This window comes from Streptomyces sp. NPDC058701 (assembly GCF_042715295.1).
In the GTDB taxonomy this organism is placed as follows: domain Bacteria; phylum Actinomycetota; class Actinomycetes; order Streptomycetales; family Streptomycetaceae; genus Streptomyces.
Genome location: NZ_JBHXSY010000024.1, coordinates 108,683 through 120,171, shown reverse-complemented (window position 1 = coordinate 120,171; position 11,489 = coordinate 108,683). Strand labels below are relative to the sequence as shown.

The window sequence follows — 11,489 nt, the reverse complement described above, 5'->3', positions numbered from 1 at the left end:
CGACCGGAGGCGGGGGACGGCGTGCTCCGTCGCCACATGCACGCACCGCGATAGCGGTCACATCGACACGGACGCCGCCGCTCTTACAGGAGGCCTGAGAGCCGGGTGTCGTGTAGGCATCCGTCCGGCGCCGACGTGACCGCCACCACTACGAGCGCCAGGACCGTCCACCGATCTACGGGGAGGCCTTATAGGCCCGGGTGGAGCCGGATGTCACAGCCCCTGGTGCTCGAACAGCCCGCCCGGCTTGCAGTCGGCCGGCCCGTCCTTAACAACGGATTAGGGTGGAGCGGTGAAGGCAGACCAGTACGCGACGGTGGCCCGCGAGGGCGTGCACGAGTCGGAGATCAACCGCTCGCGCTTCCTGTGCGCGCTCGCGCCCGCAGCGACGGAGCGGGAGGCGCAGGAGTTCGTCGCGCGGGTCCGCAAGGAGCACCCCACCGCCTCGCACCACTGCTACGCGTACGTGATCGGCGCGGACGCCTCCGTGCAGAAGGCCAGCGACGACGGCGAGCCCGGCGGCACCGCAGGGGTGCCCATGCTCCAGATGCTCATGCGCCGGGACGTGCGCTACGCGGTCGCCGTGGTCACCCGCTACTACGGCGGTGTGAAACTGGGCGCCGGCGGCCTCATCCGCGCCTACGGGGGAGTCGTCGGCGAGGCCCTCGACGCGCTCGGCACCGTCACCCGCCGCCGCTACCGGCTCGCCACCGTCACCGTCGACCACCAGCGCGCGGGCAAGACCCAGAACGACTTGCGCTCCACCGGCCGGACCGTCGTGGACCTGCGCTACGGGGCCGCGGTGGAGATCGAGGTCGCCCTCCCGGAGGACGACCTGCCCGGCTTCGAGGCCTGGCTCGCCGACAGTACGGCCGGCAGTGCCACCCTCACTCTCGGCGGAGAGACCTACGCGCCCTGAGGGACGCGTTAGCGTAGAGGGGTTCAGGAACGGCGAGCGGGGCGATCAGGGGGAGACGGCATGGGCGGCGGGACCGGCGAGTGAAGTTCCTGCACACCTCCGACTGGCATCTCGGCAGGGCCTTCCACCGCGTGAACCTGCTCGGCGCCCAGGCCGCCTTCGTCGACCACCTCGTCGCGACCGTGCGGGAGCGGGAGGTCGACGCCCTCCTCGTCGCCGGAGACGTCTACGACCGGGCCGTGCCCCCTCTCGCGGCCGTCGAGCTGTACGACCGGGCCCTGCACCGGCTCGCCGACCTCGGCGTGCCCACCGTCATGATCTCCGGCAACCACGACTCCGCACGCCGCCTCGGCGTCGGGGCCGGGCTCATCGACCGGGCCGGCATCCACCTCAGGACCGACCCGGCCGGCTGCGCCGACCCCGTGCTGCTGGCCGACGTACACGGCCAAGTGGCGTTCTACGGGCTGCCGTACCTGGAACCGGCGCTGGTCAAGGACCAGTTCGGCACGGACAAGGTCAGCCACGAGGCCGTCCTCGGCGCGGCCATGGACCGGATCAGGGCCGACCTCGCCACCCGGCCGCCCGGCACCCGCTCCGTCGTCCTGGCCCACGCCTTCGTCACCGGCGGGCTGGCCAGCGACAGCGAGCGCGACATCGCCGTCGGCGGGGTCGAGGCCGTACCCGCCTCCGTCTTCGACGGCGTGGACTACGCGGCCCTCGGCCACCTCCACGGCTGCCAGACGATCGGCGAACGGGTCCGCTACTCCGGATCCCCCCTCGCCTACTCCTTCTCCGAGGCCGACCACCGCAAGACCATGTGGCTGGTCGAGCTGGGCGCCGGGGGTGAGATCGCCGCCGAGAGGATCGACACCCCCGTACCGCGCGCCCTCGGCCGGCTGCGCGGCCGGCTGGAGGACCTGCTGGAGGACACCGCGCACACCGCGCACGAGGACTCCTGGGTCGAGGCCGTCCTCACCGACCCCGTCCGTCCCGACGACCCCATGGCCCGGCTCGCCACCCGCTTCCCGCACACCCTCAGCCTCGGCTTCGACCCCGAGGGCCGCGCGGAAGAGCCCGGGGTCTCCTACGCCCAGCGCCTCAAGGGCCGCAGCGACCAGGAGATCGCCGAGGACTTCGTCGCCCACGTCCGCGGCGGCGGCCGCGCCGACGACGCCGAACGGGCCGTGCTCCAGGGCGCCTTCGACGACGTACGGGTCGACGACGGCCTGCGGGAGACCCACCGATGAGGCTGCACCGGCTCAAGGTCACCGCCTTCGGCCCCTTCGCCGAACCCCAGGAGATCGACTTCGACGCGCTCTCCGGCGCCGGGATCTTCCTGCTCCACGGACCCACCGGCGCCGGCAAGACCTCCGTCCTCGACGCCGTCTGCTACGCCCTCTACGGATCCGTCCCCGGCCCCCGCCAGGCCCCCGGCACCAGTCTGCGCAGCGACCACGCCGCCGCCGGGACCCCCACCGAGATCACTCTCGAACTCACCGCGGGCGGCCGCCGGCTGGAGATCACCCGGCGCCCCGAGCAGGACCGGCCGAAGAAGCGCGGCACGGGCACCACCAAGGACAAGGCGCAGAGCCGGCTGCGCGAGCACACCGCCGACGGCTGGAACGCGCTCAGCCGCTCCCACCAGGAGATCGGCGAGGAGATCGAACAGCTCCTCGGCATGAGCCGCGAGCAGTTCTGCCAGGTGGTGCTGTTGCCGCAGGGGGAGTTCGCCCGGTTCCTGCGCGCCGACGAGGCCGCCCGCGGCCGGCTGCTCGGACGGCTCTTCGACACCCGCCGGTTCGCCGCCGTCGAAGCCCTGCTCGGCGAACGCCGCCGGGCCGCCGAAGCCAAGGTCCGGGCCGGCGACGAGAAGGTGCTGCACACCGCCCAGCGCCTCGCCCAAGCCGCAGGCGACAGCGCCGATCTGCGGGACTGGCCGCTGCCCGTACACCAGCCCGGAGACCCCGGGCTCGCGCCCGCCGTCCGCGCCTGGGCCGCCGTCGCCCGGTGCGCCGCCCGGGAGCGCTTCACCGTCACCGAGTACGCCCTCGCCGCCGTCGAGGGCCGCCACGCCGCGGCCCGGCGCGCCGCCGAGGACGCGCGGGAGCTCGACCGGCTCCAGCGCCGCCACGCCGAGACCACCCGCCGGGCCGCCGCGCTCGCCGACGCGGGGCCCGAGCGGGAACGCGTGCGCGGCCTCCTCGACCGGGCCCGGCGCGGCGCCATGGTCGCCCCCGCCCTGGAACTGCGCGGCGCGGCCTCCGCCGCGCACCTCGGCGCCGCCCACGCCGAGGCGGCGGCCCGCGCCGAACTCCCGCCGCCCCTCGCCGAAGCGGGCACCGAGCACCTCGCCTCCGTCGAGCAGCGGCTGCGCGAGGACCTCGGCGCGCTCGCCGCCGCCCGGCGGTCCGAGCAGCGCAGCGCCGAGATCGGCCGCGAGCGCGCCGACCTGGAACGCGAGGCCCGGGCCGCGGAGGAGCAGCACCAGGAGTCCGCCGAGTGGCTGGAGCGCTGGGACACCACCCGGGCCGCCCTGGCCGCGCGGGTGGACTCCGCCCAGCAGGCCGCGACGCTGGCCGAGCAGCTCGCCGGCCGGCTGGAACCCGTCCGGCAGCGCCTCCAGGCCGCCCGGAAACGGGACGCCCTCACTGCCGACGCGCGGCGTGCCGAGGAACAACTGCTCGCCGTGCGCGCGGAGTCGGCCGCCGCCCGGGAGCGCTGGCTGGAGCTCAAGGAGGCCCGGCTGCGCGGGATCGCCGCCGAGCTCGCCGAAGCCCTGGTCGCCGGGGAAGCCTGCGCCGTGTGCGGCTGCGCCGAGCACCCGGCCCCGGCCCGTCCGGCCCCCGGCCACGTCGACCGGGACGCCGAGGACGCCGCCCACGCGGCCTTCGAGCGGGCCGAGGAGGCCCGGGCCGCCGTCGGACTCCGGCTCGCGGCCCTGGAGGAGGCCCGCACCGGCGCCGCGTCCGCCGCCGGGGACGCCACCACCGCCGAACTCGACGGCCTGGCCTCGGACCTGAGCGCCCGGCACGCCGCCGCCCACGCCACCGCCGCGGGACTGCACGCCGCACGGGAGCATCTCGCGCGCGCCGAGCGGGAGCACGCCGCGCGCAGCGCCGACCGCCTCGACGCCGAGCGCCGGGTCGCCGCCAGGGCCTCGCGGCGCGAGGCCCTGGACCAGGAGCAGGCCTCCCTGGAGGCGGAGCTCGCCCAGGTCCGGGGCGACGCGCCCACCGTCGCCGCCCGGGCCCGCACCCTGGAGGACCGGGTCCGGATGGTCTCGGCGGCCGCCGACGCGCTGCGCCGGGCCGAGACGACCGCCGCCCGGCTGAAGGAGGCCGACGACCAGCTCGCCGACGCCGCGTTCAAGGCCGGGTTCGACACCGTCGAGGCCGCCGCCGAGGCGGTGCTCCCCGAGTACGAGCGCACCGCCCTGCAGCACCGGCTGGACGCCTGGCAGGCGGAGGAGACCCTGCTGGCCGACCGCCGCGGCGAGACCGGCACCGCCGAGGCCGCGGCGCTGCCCCCGGCCGCACCGGAGGCCGCCGAGGCGTACGCCGCGCGGGCCGCGGCAAAGCTCCGTACGGCGGGGTCCGCCCACGACGCCGCCCGGGTCCGCTGCGCCGAACTGGACGCGCTGTCCCACCGGGCCGAACAGGAGCTGCGCGCCCTGGGCCCGCTGCGCGAGGCCTACGACCGGGTCGCCCGGCTGGCCGGGCTCACCGCCGGCACCTCCGCCGACAACGAGCGCAAGATGCGCCTGGAGGCGTACGTCCTCGCCGCCCGCCTGGAGCAGGTGGCCGCCGCGGCGACGGTACGGCTGCTGCGGATGTCCGGCGGCCGCTACACCCTCGTCCACTCCGACGCGCGGGCGAGCGGCCGCGGCCGGTCCGGCCTGGGCCTGCACGTGGTCGACGCCTGGACCGGCAGCGAGCGCGACACCTCGACGCTGTCCGGGGGCGAGACCTTCTTCGCCTCGCTCGCCCTCGCGCTCGGCCTGGCCGACGTGGTCACGGACGAGGCGGGCGGCATGCGCCTGGACACCCTGTTCATCGACGAGGGCTTCGGCAGCCTCGACGACCAGGCGCTGGACGAGGTGCTCGACGTCCTCGACTCGCTGCGCGAGCGCGACCGCAGCGTCGGCATCGTCAGCCACGTCGCCGATCTGCGGACCCGGGTCCAGGCCCAGCTGGAGATCGTCAAGCAGCGCGGCGGCTCGGTCGTGCGCCACCGCACCGCCGCGCTGACGGACTGACCGTGCCGCTCACGGACCGGCCGTGCCGCTCACGGACCGGCCGTGCCGCTCACGGACCGGCCGTCCCGCTCACGGGCTGACCGTGCCGCTCATGGCCTGACCGTGCCGCTCACGGGCTGAGCGGGCGGCGCGGCAGCGGCGAGGAGTACACGACGCTCGTCGTCACCGAGCCGAGCCCCGAGATCCGGCCCGTGACCTCTTCGAGGTGTGCCATCGAGCGGGCGGCGACCTTGAGTACGAAGCAGTCGTCACCGGTGACGTGGTGGGCCTCCAGGATGTCCGGGGTGGCGTCCAGGAAGTCGTGGAACGGCTTGTAGTTGCCGTGCGGGTAGCGCAGCCGGACCAGGGCGAGGATCGACTTTCCGAGCCGCTCCGGGTTCACCACCGCCGTGTAGCCGGTGATCACCCCCGTCTCCTCCAGGCGCCGGACCCGCTCGGTGACGGCGCTCGCGGACATGGAGACGGTGCGGGCCAGCTCGGTGAAACTGGCGCGGCCGTCGTGCTGGAGCGCTTCGAGAATGCGCCAGTCGGTGGGGTCCGGGGAATAGTCGGTCATCTCGCAGGTCTAGCAGGGGTTTCCCCGGTCGGACAAGTGAAGGGCCGGGGAAAGTCCCTTTCGGGGAGCGTCGGTCGCTCGTAGATTCTGAGTCATGACGACGACGAACCCGCAGATCACCGAGCCGGACGCCACCGCCACCCGGGCCGGGGGCGGCTCCGGAGCCGCCCCCGGAGGCGTCCCCGCGGCCGCCAACCCCGTGCTCCGGGTGCCCCCGGCCGCGCCGGCCGCCGCCGCCGCCTACTTCGCCGCGAGCCTGGCCTTCCACGCGGACGTGTCCGACGTCGCCGCGGCCTTCGCGGCCCACCGCGAGCAGGGAGCGGAGCTCGGCTTCCAGCTGGTCGACTCGCGCTCCACCCCGGCCTGGGACCAGGCGCACGTGCCCGGCGCGGTCCACCTGCCCACCGCCCTCGTCCCCGAGCAGGCCGGGCTGCTCCTCGACCGGAACCTGCCCGTGGTGACGTACTGCTGGGGGCCCGGCTGCAACGGCGGTGCCCGATCGGCGCTCGCCCTGGCCGAACTCGGCTTCCAGGTCAAGGAGATGCTCGGCGGCATCGAGTACTGGATCCGAGAGGGCTTCGAGGTGGAAACCTGGCAGGGCAGCGAGCGTCGCTCCGAGGCCGACCCGCTCACCGCCCCCACCGGCTCGGACGACTGCGGCTGCTGAGGCCGTGCCCGGGCCGGCCGGACGGGGAACGGGCCGCACGGGGGAGTGGCCCGTTCCCGTGGCGCGGGCGGCGGTGGCGGGTGCGGCTCCGGCCGCGGCTTCGGCCGCCGTAGCCGTAGCCGTAGCCGGAGCTGGAGCCGTCAGAGCTTGGACAGCTCGTCCACCAGGTCGTCCAGTCCCAGCGACCCCTGCGACAGGGCCGCCATGTGCCAGGCCTTCAGGTCGAAGGAGTCCCCGTGCGCCGCACGGGCGTTGTCCCGGCCCAGCAGCCAGGCGCGCTCGCCCAGCTTGTAGCCGATGGCCTGCCCCGGCATCGACAGGTACCGGGTCAGCTCGCTCTCCACGAAGTCCGCCGGCCGGCCGCTGTGCAGGCCGAAGAACTCCTGCGCGAGGTCCACCGTCCACGTCTCGCCCGGGTGGAACGGGGAGTCCGCCGGGATGGGCAGCTCCAGGTGCATGCCGATGTCCACGATGACCCGTGCCGCACGCATCATCTGGCAGTCCAGGTACCCCAGGCGCTGCTCGGCGTCCTTGAGGTAGCCCAGCTCGTCCATCAGCCGCTCCGCGTACAGCGCCCAGCCCTCGGCGTTGGCGCTGACGATGCCGACGGTGGCCTGGTAACGCGACAGCCGGTCCGCCACGTGCGTCCACTGCGCGAGCTGGAGGTGGTGGCCGGGAACGCCCTCGTGGTACCAGGTGGAGACCAGGTCGTACACCGGGAAGCGGGTCTGCCCCATGGTGGGCAGCCAGGTGCGGCCCGGCCGGGAGAAGTCCTCGGAGGGGCTGGTGTAGTAGGGAGCCGCGGCGCCGCCCGGCGGGGCGATCTTCGACTCCACCTTCTTGACCCGGTCGGCGAGTTCGAAGTGCGTGCCGTCGAGGTTCTCGACGGCCTCGTCCATCAGGCCCTGGAGCCAGTCCCGGACCTCGTCCACCCCCTCGATGTGGGTGCCGTGCTCGTCCAGGTGCGCCAGCGCCTCCCAGGGGCCCGCGCCCGGAAGGATCTTGGCCGCCTCAATCTTCATCTCGGCGAGCAGCCGGTGGTACTCGGACCAGCCGTACGCGTACGCCTCGTCCAGGTCGAGGTCCGTGCCGTTGAAGTACCGCGACCAGCGGGCATAGCGCTCGCGGCCCACCGTGTCGGGCCGGCCCTCGACGGCCGGGGCGTACACCTCGCGCATCCAGTCGCGCAGCGAGAGCAGGGCGGCGGTCGCCTCCGCGGCCGCCTCGTCCAGGCCCGCGCGCAGGGAGTCCGGGCCGCGCGAGGCGAAGTCCTCGAAGAAGGCGGGCTCGGCGCCCGCCGCGTCGCCGGCACCTGCGGCGCCCGCGTCTCCGGCCCAGGTGCCGAGCTGTGCGATGAAGGTGGCCGTGGGGCGCGGGCCGCCGTACAGGCCGCGCTCCAGGCCGAGTTCGAGGCTCTCGCGGTAGCCGGCGAGGGCCGCAGGGACGGCGCGCAGCCGCTCGGTGATCGCTGCCCAGTCCTCGTCCGTCTCGGCCGGGGTGAGGGTGAAGACCTCGCGGACGGAGTGGACGGGGCTGTGGATGTTGCTGACCGCGCACAGGTCCTCGTCGGCCTCGTGGACCGCGAGTTCGGCGGTCAGCCGCTCCCGCAGCAGGCGGGCGCAGCGGCGCTCGGCGTCGCTGTCGCCGCCGGGCAGCCGCTCGGCGGCGTCCAGGAGGGCGAGGGTCGTACGGGACAGCTCGGCGGCGGCGGCCCGGCCGGCGGGGGAGAAGTCCGGGAGGCTGCCGGAACTGGAGGCGACGCCGAGGTAGGTCCCGGCGATCGGGTCGATGGCGACGAGGTCGTCGACGTAGGCGTCGGCCACCTGGCGGGGCAGTCGGGTGGCGCTGCTGTTCTGCAAGATCTCTGACATGTCGCCATCTTCGTACGGGGGGCGCCGCCGCGTCATCACCGCGCCCCCGCTCCTCAGCCCGCGGACGTGGGCGGCAGCAGCGGCCCGCAGTCCCATTCCTGGAAGATCAGCCGGGTTTCCACCCGGGCGACCTCGCGCCGCGAGGTGAACTCGTCGAGGACCAGCCGCTGGAGCTCACCCGGGTCGGCGACCGCGACGTGGACCAGGTAGTCGTCGGGCCCGGTGAGGTGGAAGACGGCGCGGGAGGCGGGCAGCGAGCGCACCCGGTCCACGAAGGGCCCGATCAGCTCGCGCCGGTGCGGGCGCACCTGGACCAGGAGCAGCGCCTCCAGACCGCGGCCGAGCTTCGCCGGATCGAGCCGCAGCCGGTTCCCGAGGATGATCCCGGAGCGGCGCATCCGCGCGACCCGGTCCAGGCAGGTGGACGCGGCGACGCCCACCTCGGCGGCGAGGTCGCGGTAGGTGGTCCGGGCGTCGTTCTGCAGGAGCCGCAGAATCTGCAGGTCGGTCGGATCCAAAGCAACGGAATCGGACATTGGCCGAACGTAGCACGGCGTTTTCCCGTCATCGCCGGTCGACCGCGCACAGTACCGGGCATGGAGACGAACGCCCAGACCGCACGACGGTCGCTGGCCACCGAAGCAGTGCACGCCGGACGCGAGGACCTCGCGCGGCTCGGGCTGCACGCGCCTCCGCTCGACCTGTCGACGACCTACCCGTCGTACGACAGCCGGGCGGAGGCCGCTCGTATCGACGAGTTCGCCACGACCGGGGCCCGCCCCGAGGGCCCGCCGGTCTACTCGCGCCTCGACAACCCGACCACCGCCCGCTTCGAGACGGCCCTGGCCCGCCTGGAGGGCACGGAAAGCGCCGTCGCCTTCGCCAGCGGCATGGCCGCCCTGACCGCCACCCTCCTGGTGCGCGGCGCCATGGGCCTGCGGCACGTCGTCGCCGTACGCCCGCTCTACGGGTGCAGCGACCACCTGCTCGGCAGCGGACTGCTCGGCACCGAGGTCACCTGGGTGGACCCCGCGGGCATCGCGGACGCCATCCGACCGGACACCGGGCTGGTCATGATCGAGTCCCCGGCCAACCCGACCCTCGCGGAGATCGACCTGCGGGCCGCCGCCCACTCCTGCGGGGAGGTGCCGCTGCTGGTCGACAACACCTTCGCCACCCCGGTGCTCCAGCGGCCCGCGGAGAGCGGCGCCCGGCTGGTCCTGCACAGCGCCACCAAGTACCTGGGCGGCCACGGAGACGTGCTCGGCGGGATCGTCGCCTGCGACGAGGACTTCGCCCGCAAGCTCCGCCAGGTGCGTTTCGCGACCGGCGGCGTCCTGCACCCGCTCGCCGCGTACCTGCTGCTGCGCGGCCTCTCGACGCTTCCGGTCCGGGTCCGGGCCGCGTCCGCGAGCGCCGCCGAACTGGCCCGCCGCCTCGCGGACGACCCTCGGGTGGAGCGGGTGCACTACCCGCGGATCGGCGGGGCCATGGTCGCCTTCGAAACCACCGGGGACCCGCACGAGGTGATCGGCGCCGTACGCCTGATCACCCCGGCGGTCAGCCTCGGCAGCGTGGACAGCCTGATCCAGCACCCGGCCTCCATCAGCCACCGGATCGTCGCCGAGGGCGACCGCCACTCCTCCGGGGTCAGCGACCGGCTGCTGCGGATGTCGGTCGGGCTGGAGGACGTGGACGACCTGTGGGCCGATCTGGACCAGGCCCTCAGCGCGGGTGCGGCTCCGTCCGCTACCCCTGCTTCCGCTCCGGTCGTCGCTCCCCGTACGAGTGCCGTGCGGGCGGCTGCTCGTGCGGCGGCCGCGAACTGACCCGGGCGGCGTCCAGCCGGGCGGTGATCACTAGGGTGCCCTCCTCGATCTGGTAGTCGAGGGGGAGCCCCAGACCGCGCATGGCGGCGACCATGCCGGTGTTGGAGGCCTGGGTGACGGCGTACACGCTGTCGCACCGGGCCTCCACGGCCATCGCGATCAGCCGGCGCAACAGTTCCGACCCGATGCCGCGGCGCTGCCAGTCGTCCTCGATGAGCAGCGCCACCTCGGTCTCGTCGCCGTCCCACAGCAGGTGGCCGAGCGCGACGAGCCGGCCGGAGGCGGTGGTGGCGGCGAGGGTCCGCCCGAAGCGGGGGCTCAGCAGGTGGCCGAGGTAGCGGTCGGCGTCGGCGACGGGCCCGTGGTAGCGCAGCGACAGGGTCCGGTCCGAGCAGCGGTCGTGCATCGCGCGCGCGGCCGGGAGGTCGGAGCCGTCGGCGCGGCGCACGGTGATCTCGTTGCCCTCGGGCAGGGTCAGCACGTGCTGGCTGCGCGGGACGCGGGGGCCGAGCCGGGCGTCGAGCTCGACGAGGGCCCGGGCGCGGGCGAACTCGGTGGGGGTGAAGGGCAGGTACGGCCGCTCCACGGTGATCGCGCCGCCGGAGGGGTCGCGCAGCCGCATCACCGTAGCCTCCAGGACCCCTTCGACCGGGGCGTCGGCGCCCGCGTTGGGCCGGCCGGAGAGGGTGGTCGCGGGGATCGAGTGGATCGTGCAGCGGCCGAGCAGCTGGCGCAGCGCGAGGGGGAGCTCGGCGGCGTCCAGCGCGGTGCGGGTGGCCAGGCCCAGGACGCGGGTGGGGGTGTCGACGAGGTCGTGGGCGTCGGCGCGTTCGATCCAGGTGCTGTGGCCGCCGGCGCGGGCGACCGCGCGGGTGAGGTCGGCGGAGGGCAGCGCCTGCGGGGCCCGCAGCAGGAACTCGTCGACGGTGCCGCCCTCGGGGAGCGGGTGCGTCTGGAGGGTCAGGATGTCCACGCCGTTGCGGGCGAGGGCGGTGCAGAGCGCCGCCAGTGAGCCGGGCTCGTCCCGTACGGTCGTCCGCATCCGCCACAGGGCGGGGGTGGGGGCCGTCGTCGGCTTCCCGCCCGCCTCGGCGGTCGTCGCCGGATCGCTGGGGGCGGTGTCGGCCGGCGGCGGCGCATGACTGTGGCGCCGGGCCCACCAGGTGTGGAAGGCCGCGGTGAACAGCAGGGCCACGGCCGAGGCCACCAGCAGGACGGGGCCCCTCGGGGCGTGCACGACGAGATTGGCGATGGCGTCGGCGACCGCGACGGCGCAGAAGAGCGCGGCCAGTTCGACGACGTCGCGGCGCCAGTGGTGGCGGTGGGAACGCTGGGCGGGGGCATGCGCACGGTCAGTCATGCACGCCACTGTGGCGCAGGGGTGTTGCGTGA

9 protein-coding genes are annotated in these 11,489 nt (G+C 74.9%); 5 read left to right on the top strand and 4 right to left on the bottom strand.

Annotated elements, in window-relative coordinates; translation table 11 throughout:
- Positions 1-292: 292 nt before the first annotated feature.
- From ACFWW8_RS24370 to ACFWW8_RS24360, 3 genes are all read left to right on the top strand, one after another.
- Entirely contained in the window at positions 293-919 is a 627-nt protein-coding gene (locus ACFWW8_RS24370; RefSeq protein WP_386531248.1) for a YigZ family protein, read from the top strand.
- A gap of 80 nt (positions 920-999) precedes the next feature.
- Positions 1,000-2,166 (top strand): exonuclease SbcCD subunit D, encoded by a 1,167-nt coding sequence (locus ACFWW8_RS24365; RefSeq protein ID WP_386531247.1) that lies wholly within the window; start codon positions 1,000-1,002, stop codon positions 2,164-2,166.
- Complete coding sequence (locus ACFWW8_RS24360) at positions 2,163-5,174, top strand: AAA family ATPase (protein WP_386531246.1); 3,012 nt, start codon at positions 2,163-2,165, stop codon at positions 5,172-5,174. Before ACFWW8_RS24365 ends, ACFWW8_RS24360 begins: the two co-directional genes overlap by 4 nt.
- A 109-nt stretch (positions 5,175-5,283) precedes the next feature.
- On the opposite strand, the gene ACFWW8_RS24355 is transcribed toward ACFWW8_RS24360, so the two are convergent.
- On the bottom strand, positions 5,284-5,730 hold the full coding sequence (locus tag ACFWW8_RS24355) for an Lrp/AsnC family transcriptional regulator (RefSeq protein WP_386531244.1): 447 nt from the start codon (positions 5,728-5,730) through the stop codon (positions 5,284-5,286).
- Positions 5,731-5,824: 94 nt separating this feature from the next.
- Between ACFWW8_RS24355 and ACFWW8_RS24350 the strand changes: the two genes are divergently transcribed.
- On the top strand, positions 5,825-6,397 hold the full coding sequence (locus ACFWW8_RS24350) for a rhodanese-like domain-containing protein (RefSeq protein ID WP_386531243.1): 573 nt from the start codon (positions 5,825-5,827) through the stop codon (positions 6,395-6,397).
- A 140-nt stretch (positions 6,398-6,537) separates the two neighbouring features.
- Here the strand turns inward: ACFWW8_RS24350 and ACFWW8_RS24345 are convergent, their stop codons facing one another.
- Positions 6,538-8,268: a DUF885 domain-containing protein gene (locus ACFWW8_RS24345; protein WP_386531241.1), complete on the bottom strand. Its 1,731-nt coding sequence runs from the start codon at positions 8,266-8,268 to the stop codon at positions 6,538-6,540.
- A gap of 53 nt (positions 8,269-8,321) precedes the next feature.
- On the bottom strand, positions 8,322-8,804 hold the full coding sequence (locus ACFWW8_RS24340; RefSeq protein WP_383916235.1) for an Lrp/AsnC family transcriptional regulator: 483 nt from the start codon (positions 8,802-8,804) through the stop codon (positions 8,322-8,324).
- Positions 8,805-8,864: 60 nt separating this feature from the next.
- On the opposite strand from ACFWW8_RS24340, the gene ACFWW8_RS24335 reads away from it, so the two are divergent.
- A complete protein-coding gene (locus tag ACFWW8_RS24335; protein WP_386531239.1) occupies positions 8,865-10,097 on the top strand; it encodes a trans-sulfuration enzyme family protein in 1,233 nt (410 codons plus the stop codon).
- On the opposite strand, the gene ACFWW8_RS24330 is transcribed toward ACFWW8_RS24335, so the two are convergent.
- Positions 10,018-11,457: a GNAT family N-acetyltransferase gene (locus ACFWW8_RS24330; RefSeq protein ID WP_386531237.1), complete on the bottom strand. Its 1,440-nt coding sequence runs from the start codon at positions 11,455-11,457 to the stop codon at positions 10,018-10,020. The genes ACFWW8_RS24335 and ACFWW8_RS24330 overlap by 80 nt on opposite strands.
- Positions 11,458-11,489 lie beyond the last annotated feature (32 nt).